14 protein-coding genes are annotated in these 16,301 nt (G+C 37.7%); all 14 read left to right on the top strand.

The window, feature by feature from the left end; translation table 11 throughout:
- Positions 1-204 precede the first annotated feature (204 nt).
- A complete protein-coding gene (locus H5R88_RS03130; protein WP_182577952.1) occupies positions 205-1,536 on the top strand; it encodes an APC family permease in 1,332 nt (443 codons plus the stop codon).
- Positions 1,537-1,644: 108 nt separating this feature from the next.
- Complete coding sequence (rapZ, locus tag H5R88_RS03125) at positions 1,645-2,517, top strand: RNase adapter RapZ (protein WP_182577953.1); 873 nt, start codon at positions 1,645-1,647, stop codon at positions 2,515-2,517.
- A gap of 15 nt (positions 2,518-2,532) precedes the next feature.
- Complete coding sequence (gene mgfK, locus H5R88_RS03120; protein WP_182577954.1) at positions 2,533-3,519, top strand: gluconeogenesis morphogenetic factor MgfK; 987 nt, start codon at positions 2,533-2,535, stop codon at positions 3,517-3,519.
- Between the two features lie 15 nt (positions 3,520-3,534).
- Positions 3,535-4,473 (top strand): DNA-binding protein WhiA, encoded by a 939-nt coding sequence (gene whiA, locus H5R88_RS03115; RefSeq protein WP_182600206.1) that lies wholly within the window; start codon positions 3,535-3,537, stop codon positions 4,471-4,473.
- A gap of 510 nt (positions 4,474-4,983) precedes the next feature.
- Positions 4,984-5,115 carry a hypothetical protein gene (locus H5R88_RS09635; RefSeq protein ID WP_259393960.1) on the top strand — a complete coding sequence of 44 codons (132 nt, stop codon included), beginning with the start codon at positions 4,984-4,986 and terminating at the stop codon, positions 5,113-5,115.
- Between the two features lie 192 nt (positions 5,116-5,307).
- Positions 5,308-6,663: an MFS transporter gene (locus tag H5R88_RS03110; protein WP_182600204.1), complete on the top strand. Its 1,356-nt coding sequence runs from the start codon at positions 5,308-5,310 to the stop codon at positions 6,661-6,663.
- A gap of 196 nt (positions 6,664-6,859) precedes the next feature.
- A complete protein-coding gene (gene clpP / locus H5R88_RS03105; protein ID WP_003666435.1) occupies positions 6,860-7,453 on the top strand; it encodes an ATP-dependent Clp endopeptidase proteolytic subunit ClpP in 594 nt (197 codons plus the stop codon).
- Between the two features lie 512 nt (positions 7,454-7,965).
- A complete protein-coding gene (gene gap / locus H5R88_RS03100; RefSeq protein WP_182577957.1) occupies positions 7,966-8,973 on the top strand; it encodes a type I glyceraldehyde-3-phosphate dehydrogenase in 1,008 nt (335 codons plus the stop codon).
- Between the two features lie 89 nt (positions 8,974-9,062).
- Positions 9,063-10,268: a phosphoglycerate kinase gene (locus H5R88_RS03095; RefSeq protein ID WP_182577958.1), complete on the top strand. Its 1,206-nt coding sequence runs from the start codon at positions 9,063-9,065 to the stop codon at positions 10,266-10,268.
- A gap of 114 nt (positions 10,269-10,382) precedes the next feature.
- Positions 10,383-11,132: a triose-phosphate isomerase gene (tpiA, locus tag H5R88_RS03090; RefSeq protein ID WP_182600203.1), complete on the top strand. Its 750-nt coding sequence runs from the start codon at positions 10,383-10,385 to the stop codon at positions 11,130-11,132.
- Between the two features lie 90 nt (positions 11,133-11,222).
- Positions 11,223-12,545: a phosphopyruvate hydratase gene (eno, locus tag H5R88_RS03085; RefSeq protein WP_003666443.1), complete on the top strand. Its 1,323-nt coding sequence runs from the start codon at positions 11,223-11,225 to the stop codon at positions 12,543-12,545.
- Between the two features lie 317 nt (positions 12,546-12,862).
- On the top strand, positions 12,863-14,236 hold the full coding sequence (locus H5R88_RS03080; protein ID WP_182600202.1) for an amino acid permease: 1,374 nt from the start codon (positions 12,863-12,865) through the stop codon (positions 14,234-14,236).
- Between the two features lie 130 nt (positions 14,237-14,366).
- Complete coding sequence (locus tag H5R88_RS03075) at positions 14,367-15,917, top strand: ClC family H(+)/Cl(-) exchange transporter (RefSeq protein ID WP_182600201.1); 1,551 nt, start codon at positions 14,367-14,369, stop codon at positions 15,915-15,917.
- 67 nt (positions 15,918-15,984) lie between these two features.
- Positions 15,985-16,224, top strand: coding sequence for a preprotein translocase subunit SecG (gene secG / locus H5R88_RS03070; RefSeq protein WP_003667480.1), 240 nt, complete (start codon positions 15,985-15,987; stop codon positions 16,222-16,224).
- Positions 16,225-16,301 lie beyond the last annotated feature (77 nt).

Here is a 16,301-nt window from a genome sequence, read left to right as displayed (position 1 = left end):
AATGTTATTTTTTAATAATCAAAATCAACAGTTTTCTTCCTCCTCAGCCTCTGATTCCATTAAGGCTGAGTGATTTTGGTGTACCCAATCAATAGGTTTATACAGGCTCGGGTTCTCTATTAATCATTTGGCACGACCAAATTGCATTAATAAATGATGGCCCGGGTTTTTATTTTGCCTAATATTAAGAATGGAGGAATGATGATGAATCAACAACCAACAGACGAATTAAAAAGGTCACTTGGATTTTGGTCCGCTATTTCGATTGTTGTGGGAACAATTATCGGCTCGGGGATATTCTTTAAACAAGGATCTGTTCTTGATAGTGCTGGTACATCTACTCTTGCGATTGTAGCCTGGGTATTTGGTGGAATTATTACTTTAACCGGGGGATTAACAGTGGCGGAAATAGGTGCCCAGATGCCATATACTGGAGGATTATATGTATATATTGAAAACTTATACGGTCGCCTTTTAGGATTTTTGGCCGGATGGATGCAGGTAATTGTTTATGGACCGGCAATTATTGCTTCGGTTGCTGGATTTATGAGTATTTTGATGGCAAACTTCTTTGGCTTAGGAACCCAATGGCGGATACCTTTAGCAGTGATTACTGTGATTGCAATTGGAGTAATGAACCTTTTTGAAAATAAAGTTGGTGCAATTTTTTCGATTATTACAACTGCTGGAAAAATGATTCCAATTGCGGCAATTATTATCTTTGGTTTGTTCTGGGGACATCAAGATGCTTTTGGTCAAACAGTTACCGAAATTCACCAATCAACTGGTGGCTTTGGGGTAGCAGTTTTAGCAACCCTATTTGGTTATGATGGTTGGATTTTAATCGCAAACCTTGGGGGAGAAATGAAAAATCCCCAAAAATTATTGCCACGAGCTATTATTTTAGGGATTACCACGGTCCTTATTATCTATACTTTAATTACTGTCGGTATTCTTAAGTTTCTTCCTGTTAATACCATTCATCGGCTCGGGGAAAATGCAACTGCATATTTAGCAGTGAAAGCCTTTGGCGCAATTGGAGGAAAATTACTGTCAGCCGGAATTATTATTTCGATGATGGGAACTTTGAACGGAAAAATGATTACTTTTCCACGGATTGTATATGCAATGGCGCGTCGTCATGATTTACCATTCTCGCGCTATCTTGCATATATCACGCCAAAGGGTAAGTCACCAGTAGTCGCAACGATGTTTATTATTGTTCTTGCAACGATCATGATGTTTTTCTTTGACCCTGATCACTTGTCAGATTTATGTGTATTTACTGTTTATTGTTTCTATCTTTTAGCATTCTTTGGGATCTTTATTTTACGACATAGAAATAAGGGACCACGTCCATTTAGTACGCCGCTTTACCCCTTAGTTCCAATTATTGCGATTGCTGGTGGGATCTTTGTCTTAGTGAGTGAAGTTATGAATGACCCAGCTGGTGTAATCCTTTTTGCTGGAATTGTCATAGTAGGGCTACCGATCCTATATATTGTTAAACGAATGGATCAGCGACGAATGCATTGATGTTTAAGGCTAAGATTGACTTGGCCTTTTTTTATTACTCAAATAAGACACACCCGGATTGATGTGATAGAATGATTAGGTAGCTGTAGGCGAAAAGAGGAACTAGTGATGGTAGAGGAAAAATTAAAAGTAGTAATTATTACCGGGATGAGTGGTGCGGGGAAAACCGTTGCTGTTCATAGCTTAGAAGATTTAGGATACTTTGTAATTGATAATATGCTTCCAGGATTGGCAGAGCGATTTGTTGATGTGATAGAAGATTCAGGAGAGTTTGATAAAATCGCCATGGTAATGGATATGCGTTCTCGTGGATTTTACGATGAGGTTTTGCCAAACTTTGAAAAATTAAAAAAACGGTCTGATTTAGATGTGAAATTACTCTTCTTAGATGCTAATGATGTTACGTTAATTTCACGATATAAAGAAACAAGGCGTTCTCATCCCTTATCTCCGCAAGGTCGGATTTTTGATGGGGTAGAATTAGAACGGAAGCTTTCAACTGATCTTAAGAGTCAAGCAGATATAGTAATTGATACCACTAATGTGACGCCACGAAATCTAAAGTTAAGGCTTAATAAATTATTCGGACATGGTGAAGATAACGACTTCTATGTTGAAGTAATGTCATTTGGGTTTAAATATGGATTACCACTTGATGCAGATATCGTAATGGATGTTCGTTTCCTCCCTAATCCATTTTATATTCCAGAATTAAAGCACTTAACGGGAAATGATCCAGCTGTTCAAAATTATGTTATGCAGAGTCCGTTGGCGAAGGAATTTTACCAACATTTACGTTCTCTTTTAGAAATTGCTCTTCCGGGTTACATTAAGGAAGGTAAGAGTAGTTTGACAATTGCAATTGGATGTACGGGCGGTCAACACCGGTCGGTAACTATTGCTAATAAATTATCCGCTGATTTAAAAGAAAAGGGATATAAAGTAAATACTTACCATCGCGATATTGAGAAGGCAAAGTAAAGAGGAGTTTTAATTATGTTGCATAAACCAAAGATTGTAGTGATTGGCGGGGGAACGGGTCTACCAGTTGTTCTTCGTGGATTGCGAGATCAAAACGTTGATGTTACAGCGGTAGTAACGGTAGCTGATGATGGTGGTTCTTCAGGAATCTTACGAAATTATATTAATGTGGTCCCACCTGGAGATATTAGAAATGTCCTAGTTGCGTTATCAGAATTACCTGATCTCGAACTTGATATTTTTCAATACCGTTTTAAGAGTAGTGATCAGTTCTTTGCTGGTCATGCGATTGGTAACTTAATTATCTCTGCCTTATCTGAAATGAAGGGTGGTATTTTTACCGCTGTTCAAGAGTTATCAGAAATGATGAAGATTAATGGACATATTTATCCTGTTGCCAATGAACCGTTGACTTTAAATGCTGAATTTACAGATGGGACAAAGTTAAGTGGTGAATCAGAAATTTCGGCCGCCCATAAGCAAATTAAACGTGTCTGGGTAACACCTTCTAAAGATAATGATGGTCATCCTGTTCGTCCTGTGCCAGAGGTTATAACAGCAATAAAGAATGCTGATCAAATTGTTCTTGGCCCTGGAAGCTTATTTACTAGTATCTTGCCAAACCTGATGATTTCTGAGGTAGGGCAGGCTGTTTGTGAAAGTAAGGCCGAAGTTATCTATATCTGCAATATTATGACGCAAAAAGGTGAAACAGATAACTTTACAGATGCTGATCATGTTCGAGTATTAAACCATCACCTTGGGAAAAACTTTATTAATACGGTCTTAGTCAATATTCAACCTGTTCCAGAAAATTACCTTGATTTTCAAGAATGGAATGAAATTTCTCAACCAGTTAAGCATGATTTTCAAGGACTACGAGCACAGAATTGTCGCGTAATTAGTTCGAATTTTCTAAGGTTGAAGGACAATGGTGCCTTCCATGATCGCGATAAAGTTGTAGCAGAATTAATGAATCGACTTCACCAAGTTCACGAGTAAGGAGACTGATGCCAGATGTCATATGCAAGTGAAGTAAAGAAGGAGTTAACGGGAATTACTGTTCATCGGGATAATGCAAAGGCAGAATTGATGGCCCTTATCCGGATGAACGGGTCGATTGGCATTGCTGCCCATCAGTTGGTTTTGAATGTTCAGACTGAAAATCCGGCAATTGCGCGACGGATTTATTCACTCTTAAAACAATTTTACGGGGTAGAAAGCGAAATTGTTGTTCGTCGTAAAATGAAATTAAAAAAGAATAACCAATATATAGTTCGCTTACGCTATCATGCACAACATGTTTTAGATGATCTTGGTATTTTACAAAATTATCAAATTAAAGAACAAGTACCTGTAGAAATGCTCAAGGATGAATGGATGGTCCGTTCATATCTAAGAGGTGCCTTTTTAGCGGGAGGATCAGTAAATAACCCTGAAACTTCTCGCTATCACTTAGAGATATACTCCCTTTATGAGGAACATAATGAGATTATTGCTCAGATGATGAACAAGTTTGGCCTAAATGCCCAGACAACCGCTCGCCGTAGTGGTTTTATCGTCTACTTGAAAGAAGCAGAAAAAATTGCTAATTTTATGTCATTAATTGGTGCAACTAACTCAATGCTCCAGTTTGAGAATGTTCGAATTGTACGAGATATGCGGAATTCAGTTAACCGATTAGTAAACTGTGAAAACGCTAATTTAAATAAGATTGCGAATGCGTCAACGCGTCAAATTGAAAATATTGAATTTATTGATTCACGAGTGGGAATTAGCAGCTTACCTGATAAGTTGCGTGAAATTGCAGAAACACGTTTAGCTCATCAAGAAGTTAGCTTAAAGGAATTAGGAGAATTAGTTCCTGGTGGCCCAATTTCAAAGTCCGGTGTTAATCATCGCCTACGTAAATTGAATGCTTATGCTGATGAATTACGTACATCGCAGGTTAAATAATAAAAAACCTTTGAGGCTGAGAAAAAAGTTTTCTCTCTTACCCTCAAAGGTTTTATTTTATCTTCTTTAAGTGAATTTTATTTCTTATTTATACTTTCGCTAATTAGCACTAATTCAGCTGCAGCACATTCTTGATCTAATTCATTCCAATTTGTGGTAGCGTTAAAAACGTTTAATTTATTTACTGACATTATAAAAATCCTCCGTGACCTTATACCTTTGTGCTCTTTTATCTACACCTTGTATCATACTACAATTGGTCTAAAAGTCAATTGTTATAATGATGGCATTTATGTGGATTTTGCATAAATTGGTATAGATTAATTGCTGGGATCGCTAATGCAATCGCGAAGATAATCGTTTATCAAATTTAAATAAATTATTAATTCTTAGAAAGAATATTCACGGGATAGTTGTTTTGGATCAAGGGAGACTTGCTTTTTAAAACAATGACCGGTATAATTGGAACGTTAATTAATTTACGTTTAATATTAAAGGAGGCAAAGTAACATGCGTAAAGCACATCCATACGGCGTACAAGGCCGTCGCCCAGTCGCTTCAAAGTATAAGCGAGCATTAAAAGAAAAGAAGATCGAAGCTATTCGTAAGTGGGCTAAAGAAAAGCCAGCTGAAGAAAAGTAATTAATTCATTCTGTAAAAGTTATGCAATTTAGTGCATAGCTTTTATTTTTTTATAACAAGCAAAAACTAAAGTATTAATAAGATGGCTTTTTTAAATAATGTTTTGATGTTTTCTACACTAATGCTATATTTTGTATGTTAAAATATAGGTAAGCGCTTACAACGGGTGCTATTTATAAAAGAGGTGATAGTATGTTTGAGTTTTTAAAACCGGCTCCAGTGGCGAAGCAAAAGGTTCCTGCTGATAGGGTTGAAAGTTCGTATCGTTGGCATCAGTTAGGAGTTTTACTTGCGATTTGTATCGGTTACATTGGCTATTATATTATTCGTTTAATTTTTACAACCGAGCAAAATGAAATTATGAAGCAGTATGGTTTTACTACTGCCGATATCGGAATGGTGCTTTCATGTTTTGGGATTGGTTATGGGATTTCAAAATTATTTATGGGGGCACTAAGTGATAAAAGTAATACTAACCGTTATTTAGCAACAGGATTGATTATTTCTGCATTGCTTAACTTTGGCTTAGGTTCTACCCGTAGTCTATATATGATGATGTTTCTAATGCTGATTATGTCGATTGCTCAAGGGATGGGGGCCGCAGCATGTCAACGTTCTGTTCAATTATGGTGGGGGAAGAAACACCGGGGAGCAATTTACTCGATTTGGTCTTCCGCTCATAATGCGGGGGCCTTTGCTTGTGTTGCCGTTGTACAATTAGCAACGTTCATGTTTTCAGGTTCCATTTCTGCTGTCTTTTATACTTCCTCAGTAGTTTCGCTGATTATTGCGGCTTTTGTATTATTAGTTGGCGCTGACCGACCTGTTAGTGTTGGGTTACCAAGTATTTCTGAATATACTGGAGATGAAGTTGTTTTAGAAAACGGAACTGAATCTGATTCAGAAGAAACAAGTCTGACTTTACCACAAATTTTTGTTAAATATATTTTGACGAATAAAGTTGTGTGGGCCATTACTCTAACATCAATGTCCTTGTATTTGGTTCGTTATGGGATTATGAGTTGGATCCCAAGCTATCTTGTAGAATCAAAAGGCTTTACGACTAATTTTGCAAAATGGTTAGTGGGAATTTTTGAACTTGCGGCGGTTCCTGGAGTAATTATTATGGGAGCAATTTCCGATGCATTAAAAGGACGTCGAGCTATTGTTTGTATTTTATGTGTAATTGGTTTATTTATTTGTTTGACAACGTATTTCTTTAGTACCAATCACGTTTTGATCGTAAGTGTTCTTTTTATTATGGGAACTTTAATTTATGCTCCATTAACATTGGTTGGATTAATGGTTAATGAAGCAGTTCCTAAATTTGCAGTAGGTTCATCAACTGGATTTATGGGCTTTTTCCAATACATTTTTGGTGAAACGTTAGCAACTGCCTTAATTGGTATTTTGGTAGCCAAATATGGCTGGCTTGCAAGTAATATGGTTTTATATACTGCTTCAGCACTAGCATTTCTATTATTAGTTTATATTTTTATTGCTGAACGTCGTGCTGAAAAGATAGTTGATTCTGACAAAAAGAATTGAATTTTCACTAAAACAAGGTCTTGAAGAACTTTTAGCCTTGTTTTTTTGATTTAGTTATAAATATCCAAGAATAATTTGCAAAAAAATATTAAATAATAGTTAAAATATTTGACCTTTTTTGACCAATCGAGTATAGTATTATTATCCGTTAGCATATTAGTCTAACGAGTGCTAATTTATTTAAGGAGGCCATATTATGAATTTAGTACCTACTGTCATTGAGCAATCATCTCGTGGTGAACGTGCTTATGACATCTACTCACGGCTTCTGAAGGACCGAATCATTATGCTTTCAGGTCCAATTGAAGACGAAATGGCAAATTCAATTGTTGCGCAACTTTTATTCCTTGATGCGCAAGATTCAACTAAAGACATTTACTTATACATTAACTCGCCTGGTGGTGTTGTAACATCAGGAATGGCGATTTACGATACAATGAACTTTATCAAGGCCGATGTTCAAACAATTGTAATTGGGATGGCTGCTTCGATGGCAAGTGTCTTAGTATCATCAGGTGCTAAGGGTAAGCGTTTTGGTTTACCCCATTCTCAAGTATTGATTCACCAACCATCTGGTGGAGCACAAGGTCAGCAAACTGAAATTGAAATTGCTGCTACTGAGATTTTGAAAACACGGAAGATGCTCAACGGTATTCTTGCTAAGAATTCTGGGCAACCTATTGAGAAGATTCAGGCTGATACTGAACGTGATCATTACTTAACAGCACAAGAAGCAGTAGATTACGGCTTACTTGATGGTGTAATGGAAAATAATTCAAAATTAAAGTAACCAAATAAAAAGGTCTCCAATTATTCGATTGATTTCGAATGATGGAGACCTTTTTGAATTGTTAAAAAAGTGAGTGAAGATTAACAACGATGTGACGACGCAAAATTAGTTCCGTAATATTTAAAAAATAAAAAAGGCTGATGAAAAAGCTTTTTCATCAGCCTCATAAAAGATGCGCCCCCCGAGAGTCGAACTCGGATCTCGAGAACCGGAATCTCACGTGCGATCCATTACACTAAGGGCGCGTCAACAGATACTATAATATCTTAAATATAAAGAGATTGCAAGGATTATTTGAAAAGTTTAATGAAGATAACGCTTACATAAGAAAAATGCTGTGATTGAATAGACAATTTTTTTGAAGATGGTATCATAAGTACCGTAGGAGTTGTACTACTGCTTAGACTTTACTACTGCGTCACTTACAATGGTTGATGGTTGCGATACTGATGTAATGTGATAAACTAAGCAAGTACACTAATTATGTTTTTCCTAAAGGAGGAATTTGCAGTATGACTGTAAAAATTGGTATTAACGGTTTTGGCCGTATTGGTCGTTTAGCATTTCGTCGAATTCATGAACTCAATACAGATGATATTGAAGTTGTTGCAATTAACGATTTGACTACTCCTTCTATGTTGGCATACTTACTTAAGTATGATTCAACTCATGGTAAGTTCCCTGGTGAAGTTACTTCTACTGATACCGGTATTGTTGTTGATGGAAAGGAATATCCTGTATATGCTGAACGGGATGCTCGTAACATTCCTTGGGTAAAGAACGATGGTGTTGACTTTGTCCTTGAATGTACTGGTTTCTACACTTCTGCTGAAAAGTCACAAGCACACATTGATGCTGGTGCAAAGCGGGTATTGATTTCAGCACCTGCTGGTAACATCCCAACTGTTGTTCCTGGTGTTAACCTTGATACTTTGACTAAGGATGATGTTATTGTTTCAGCTGGTTCATGTACTACAAGTTGTCTTGCACCAATGGCAAAGGTCTTAAATGACGAATTTGGTGTTAAGGTTGGTACTATGACTACTATCCATGCATTTACATCAACTCAAGCTATTCTTGATGGTCCACGTGGTAAGAAGATGCGTAACAACCGTACTGCAAGTGTAAACACTATTCCTCACTCAAGCGGTGCCGCTAAGGCTATTGGGTTAGTTATTCCTGAATTAAACGGTAAGCTTTCTGGTCACGCACAGCGGGTTGCTGTTGTTGATGGTTCATTAACTGAACTTGTTTCAATTTTGAACAAGAAGGTTACTGTTGATGAAATTAACGACGTAATGAAGAAAGCTACTAATCCAGCATTCGGTTACACTGAGGATCCAATTGTTTCAACTGATATTATTGGTTCAACATATGGTTCAGTATTTGATCCTTCTCAAACTGAAATTATGGAAGGTGACGATGGTTCACAATTAGTTAAGACTGTTGCTTGGTACGATAACGAATACGGTTTTACTAGTAACATGATCCGGACTTTGCTTCACTTTGCTACTCTTTAATTTGAAGCGAAATTAAACTAATTTGATTTAGGTGGGAGGAGGATTACTCCGCCCACCTTTTTTATCAAAAGAAGAGGAGACGTAATACAATGGCTAAACTAACTGTTGAAGACCTTCCTTTAGAAGGCAAAAAAGTATTAATGCGGGTTGACTTTAATGTTCCAATTAAAGATGGTGTTGTTGGGGACGATAATCGAATTGTTGCCGCCTTACCAACCATTAAGTATGTAATTGATCATGGTGGTCGAGCAATCTTATTTTCTCACCTTGGTCGGATTAAAAAGGAAGAAGATAAGCCGGGACTTTCTCTTCGTCCAGTTGCAGAGCGCCTTTCTAACTTACTAAACAAGCCAGTAACATTTGTTCCAGTTACTGAAGGTAAGCAATTAGAAGATGCTATCGACAACATGAAAAACGGGGATGTTTTGCTTGTTCAAAATACTCGTTATGAGGATGTTAAAGATGGTGAATATGTAAAGCGTGAATCTGGTAATGATCCTGAATTAGGTAAATACTGGGCATCTCTTGGTGATGTATTTGTAAACGATGCCTTTGGTACAGCCCACCGTAAACACGCTTCCAATGTTGGTATTGCTACTAACATGCCAGGCAAGGCGGCAGCTGGTTACTTGATGGAAAAGGAAATCAAGTTCTTAGGTGATGCAGTAGATAATCCTGAACGCCCATTTGTTGCTATCCTTGGGGGTGCCAAGGTTTCTGACAAGATTGGTGTTATTGATAACCTTCTTGATAAAGCAGACAAGATTATTATCGGTGGTGGAATGGCTTATACATTCTACGCTGCTAAGGGGATCAAAGTTGGTAACTCCCTTGTTGAAAAGGACAAGATTGACGTTGCTAAGCAAATTTTAGATAAAGCTGGCGATAAGATTGTATTGCCAATTGATAACGTAGTGGCTGATAAGTTCAACAATGATGCTGATACTAAGGTTGTTGAAGGTGACATTGATGATGGTTGGATGGCCCTTGATATTGGTCCTAAGTCTGTTAAGGAATTTGAGGACGTATTAAAAGATGCTAAGACTGTTGTTTGGAATGGACCAATGGGTGTATTTGAGATGCCAAACTTTGCTAAGGGTACCCTTGAAATTGGCAAGTTCCTTGGTACATTAACAGATGCTACAACAATCGTTGGTGGTGGTGACTCAACTGCTGCTGTTAAGGAATTGGGTGTTGCTGATAAGCTTACTCATATTTCAACTGGTGGTGGTGCATCATTAACTTACCTTGAAGGTAAGGAATTACCTGGAATTGCCGCAATTTCTGATAAATAATTAAAGTTTAACTATTTATAAATGTTGATTAAGAGGCTGAGAAAATTTTTGCTTTTCTCGGCCTCTTACCGTATCTTGGTATTAATACTAGAATAGTAGATGGGAGGGTCAATAATGAGAGTGCCGATTATTGCTGGAAATTGGAAGATGCATAAGGATGTTCAAGAAGCTGTTTCTTTTATTAAACAAGTAAAAAATCAACTTCCACCAGCCGACCAAATTGAAACGGCAATTGCTGGTCCCACCCTTTGTTTAGTACCGATGGTTAAAGTGGCTGAAGAATCCCCGTTAAAAATAATGGCAGAGAATTGTTACTATAAAAATGAGGGGGCCTATACCGGTGAAACAAGTCCATATGCTTTGTACCAAGCAGGAATCCATCATGTGATTTTAGGACATTCTGAGCGTCGGACCTACTTTAACGAAACCGATGAATTAATTAATAAGAAAGTAAAAGCAGCATTAACAAATGGGTTATGTCCCATTGTTTGCTGTGATGATACTATGGGTCGGCGAATTGCTGGAAAGAAAGTGCATTGGGTAGTAAGCCGAATTCTTGCAGATCTTCACGGCTTGACCAATAATGAAATTTGTCATGTTACAGTTGCCTATGAACCCAGTTGGGCTATTGGAACAGGTGAAAGTGCGGATCCAGATCAAGCAGCGGAGGGGTGTTACCTAATTCGTCAGACAATTAGTGATATGTATGGTGATGAAGTTGCAAATAATGTGCGAATTCTCTATGGGGGAAGTGTGACTACTTCTAATATCAATGCATTAATGGCAAAAAATGATATTGATGGTGTCTTAGTTGGAGCAGCTAGCTTAAATCCAGAAACATTTTTACAATTAGTTCACCATTAGGCTGTTAAATGCTTGTTTTTAATTGTGTAAAATAATACAATGTTAAGTGGAATTGCTTTCCAAATAAATAACAGAGGAGAGATTCATCAAATGTCACTCATTACAGATATTTATGCACGTGAAGTCCTTGATTCACGTGGTAACCCAACAGTTGAAGCAGAAGTTTACACAGAAGCCGGTGGTGTAGGCCGCGGTATCGTTCCTTCAGGTGCTTCAACTGGTGAACACGAAGCTGTTGAATTACGTGACGGCGACAAGAACCGTTTTGGCGGTAAGGGTGTTTTAAAGGCTGTTTCAAACGTAAATAACATTATTGCTAAGGAAATCGTAGGGATGGAAGTTACTGACCAAATCGCTATTGATAAGGCAATGATTAAATTAGACGGTACTCCAAATAAGGGTAAGTTAGGTGCTAACGCTATTTTAGCTGTTTCATTAGCTGCTGCTCGGGCTGCTGCTGACGAATTACAAGTACCTCTTTACAACTACCTTGGCGGATTCAACGCTCATGTATTGCCAACACCAATGATGAACGTTATTAATGGTGGTGCTCACTCAGATAACAAGGTTGACTTCCAAGAATTCATGATTATGCCAGTTGGTGCACCAACTGTACGTGAAGCTATTCGTTGGGGTTCAGAAACTTTCCACGCCTTGAAGAAGGAATTGGAAGCTGCTGGTAAAGTAACCTCTGTTGGTGACGAAGGTGGATTTGCTCCTGACTTTGCTAACAATGAAGAACCATTCGAATACTTAATCAAGGCTATTGAAGATGCTGGTTACAAACCAGGTAAGGACATTGCTATTGCCTTTGACGTTGCTGCTTCAGAATTGTGGAACGACGAAGACAAGAAGTACAAGCTTCGTTGGTCAACTGGTGAAGAATACACCACTGAAGAATGGATTAACTACTTATCCGGTATTATTGAAAAGTACCCAGTAGTATCTGTTGAAGACCCAATTGATGAAAACAACTGGGATGATTGGGTAACTATTACTGATAAGTTAGGTAAGAAGGTTCAACTTGTTGGTGATGACTTCTTTGTAACTAACACTGATTACTTGAAGAAGGGTATCCAAATGGGTGCTGCTAACTCAATCTTAATCAAGCTTAACCAAATTGGTACTTTAACTGAAACTGTTGAAGCTATCGAAATGGCTAAGGAAGCTGGTTACACTGCCATCGTTTCACACCGTTCTGGTGAAACTGAAGATACTACTATCGCTGACTTGGTTGTTGCTACAAACGCTGGACAAATCAAGACTGGTTCTATGAGCCGGACTGACCGTCTTGCTAAGTACAACCAATTAATGCGGATTGAAGATCAACTTGGTGATGTTGCTCAATACAAGGGTATTCACTCATTCTACAACTTGAGTCAACAAGCTCGTCAAGATATCGAAAATCGTTAATTTTAAGCATTAGTAAAAAAACAAAAAAGGCTGGGAGAAAACTTTGTTTTCTCCCAGCCTTAACTATTTTCAGGAACAATGGCAAGATAACGTGGTACTGGCTTTGCGTTGTTACAAGGCTCGAGTTTAAGGTCAGCCTATCCTGTGCTAATGATCGTTCTAGCTTAGCCATCTCCCTGGTCGAGAGGTTATTTAATTAATGTCGAAAATGATTTCGTTATTTAGATTAGAAAATAATGAGAAAGAAGCGTTGGAATTTAGTATGAAATATAATATAATTTTTAAGAGTTAAATATAGTGAAAGGATACTGATACAAATGAAAAAATCGGCACCAGAACTTAATCGTTCGATGACTGCTGGTCAGATGGAAATGATCTCTCTTGGTGGAGCGATCGGTGTTGGACTGTTTATGGGGGCAACATCTACAATCAAGTGGACAGGACCATCCGTTATACTCGCATATGCGTTTGTTGGTTTAATTTTATATATTGTTATGAGAGCATTAGGAGAAATGATTTACATTAATCCGGGAACAGGTTCGTTTGCAGATTATGCAACTGAATATGTTCATCCAGTAGCTGGATATCTTGCTAAATGGGCTAACGTGTTTGAGTATATTGTTGTAGGAATGTCCGAAGTAGTAGCGGCAACTGAATATCTTAAATATTGGTGGCCCCATCTTCATACTTGGGTAGCTGGAATTGTCATTATTATTTTCTTAGTACTAGCTAATTTAGCAAGTGCAAAGGCATACGGGTCACTTGAATTTTGGTTTGCGATGATCAAAGTCATTACTATTATCTTTATGATCTTACTTGGCTTTATGATTATTTTCTTTGGCTTTGGGAATGGCGGTCACCCAACTGGTTTTAGTAATCTTTGGTCTCACAGTGGATTCTTCACTGGTGGCTGGAGCGGTTTCTTCTTTTCAATGTCAATTATCGTTGGATCTTATGAGGGAATCGAATTGCTGGGGATTTCTGCTGGTGAAGTAGCAAATCCCCAAGAAGCAATTGTTAAATCTGTTAAATCTGTTTTATTCCGGATTTTAATTTTCTATGTTGGCGCAATTTTTGTAATTGTAACAATTTATCCTTGGAATGAATTAAGTAGTGTTGGATCGCCGTTTGTATCTACTTTTGCTAAGGTAGGAATTACAGCTGCAGCATCAATTATTAATTTTGTGGTGTTAACTGCAGCCCTATCCGGTGCTAATTCAGGTATTTATAGTTCAAGTCGGATGCTGTTTAAGCTAGCGCATGAAGGAAACGCACCTAAGATTTTTGGCCGTCTTTCAAAGCGGATCGTTCCCGATGCTGCCATCCTTGGTATTTCCGGTGGTATTTTGATTGGATTTATTATTGATATGATTTCGGCAACGTATAACCATTCAACTGCTGATATGTTCGTGGTTGTCTTCAGTTCTTCTGTTTTACCTGGAATGATTCCATGGTTTGTAATTTTACTGGCAGAATTACGTTTCCGTCGTAATAATAAAGATATAATGGTTGATCATCCATTTAAACTACCATTATATCCATTTTCTAATTACTTTGCGTTTCTCATGTTAATTGTGATTGTCATCTTTATGTTTATTAATCCTGATACACGTGTTTCGGTTATTGTTGGTGCGGTAGTATTGATACTAGCAGTTGCAGTATACCTTGTTCGACATGGTTTGAAAAAATGAAAAAGTATAAGAAAATAAACAAGAAGCGGGGAAAACTCCTTAGCTTCTATTTTATTTTAAAATTAATTTCGTCTCGCTAAGCGCATGTAGTACAATGGCATGTAGACTTTTAATAAATTGGAGAAAAACAATGGAGAGTAGAAAAGCTGCATTTCATCGATATAGTCAGTTCAACCAGCTAATTCGAGCAATTATTATTGGAATGCTGACTGGTTTAGTAGTTAGTGTATTTAGGCTTATAATTCAGTACTTTTTGCAATTAGTAACAGCAAGTTTTACATATTTTCATTCTCATCCATTATGGCTAATACCGTGGACGATTGGATCAATCATTTTAGCGTTACTGTTAGGATGGTTAGCTCAAACTTATCCTGAGATAAAAGGATCTGGAATTCCACAGGTTGAAGGCCAGTTAACTAATCAGTTTGATGAAAAATGGTGGCCGGTATTATGGCGGAAATTTCTTGGTGGGATTTTCGCCATTGGATCTGGATTATATCTCGGACGTGAAGGACCATCAATTCAACTTGGGGCGACAATTGGGCAAGGAGTAGAGGAAAAAGCCCAAGTAGGACACCTCAATCGCCAAATAGGGATCGCAAGTGGAGCAGCAGCAGGGCTATCTGCAGCCTTTAATGCGCCAATCGCTGCGACGATCTTTATTTTAGAAGAAGTGTACCATAATTTTTCGCCAGTAATTTGGTTGGCGACATTTGTGAGTTCACTATGTTCTAATATGGTTTCAATGCAATTTTTTGGCTTACGACCGGTTTTGAATGTTCCTTATAATCATATGCTTCCTAATAATCTTTATTGGCATTTGATTGCGCTCGGTATTTTATTAGGTATCTTAGGGCGCCTTTATCAAATTATTATTTTGCATTTGAATGGTTGGATGGCACGGATTCCTAAACTATCCCCTATTGCTTATCCAATTATTCCGTTTTTACTGGTTATTCCTATTGCCTGGTATTTTCCAATTACACTGGGCGGAGGAAATGAATTAATCATTATTTTACGTTCCTTACCATTTTCTTTGGCGCTTTTTGTTGAGCTTTTTATTCTTCGCTTTGTATTCTCAATGGTTAGTTATGGTTCGCAATTACCAGGGGGGATATTCTTGCCAATTTTAACTCTTGGTGCTATTTTAGGCGCAGTCTATTGTGCGTTAATGGTTCGTGTGGGATTAATGCCGGTTCGATATTTACCTAATTTTATTATCTATGGAATGGCAGGTTACTTTGCATGTATTAGTAAGGCGCCATTTACTGCTATTTTATTAATTACTGAAATGGTTGGTTCACTTGCGCATTTAATGCCATTAGCTTTGGTAGCTGTGGTAGCTTATCTTGTTGTGAATGCGTTACACGGTGAACCAGTATATACAGCAATGTTTAACGCTTTTATTGGAAATAATCCGCAACCGGCACGTCATAAAGAGGATGTTACGATGTCGATTACTATTTATGCTGGAGCCCAATTGGATGGTTGTAAAATAAAGGATTTTCTATGGCCAACTGATTGCATTGTGATGGTTGTCTATCGGGGAGAAGAAAAGATCATTCCGAATGGTCAAACAAGGCTGCAAGCTGGTGATACGTTAATATTACGGGCTAATTCAGCAACTACTAGACAAGCTTACCATAAGATAAGTCGAGCCGCGCATTATGCACAAGGATAGCAATAGAACAATAAATATGATATGATAATTAAGATAAAAGCGTGAAAGTATTAGGAGGAAAAAATCCTTGTATAACACATTAATGACTTTATTCTTAATTGATTGCGTTGTATTAATTGCTTGTGTAATGATGCAACCAGCAAAAAACGATAATGATGCAATGTCAGCTTTGACAGGTGGTGCGGGTGACTTATTCTCACGTCGTAAAGCGCGGGGATTTGAAGCTGTTATGCAGATTGTTACAACAATTTGTGGAGCACTCTTCTTTATTCTGGCATTAGCGATGATTTACGTTTCGTCACATTAAATTTAAAGTGCCTCCTGAAATTATTGTGATTCCAGGAGGCTTTTTTGACGCTACGGTTGGAGTGTAGGGGATGATGT

The sequence above is a fragment of the Limosilactobacillus agrestis genome (assembly GCF_014145585.1).
GTDB lineage: Bacteria > Bacillota > Bacilli > Lactobacillales > Lactobacillaceae > Limosilactobacillus > Limosilactobacillus agrestis.
This window is presented reverse-complemented; position numbering and strand designations above follow the sequence as displayed.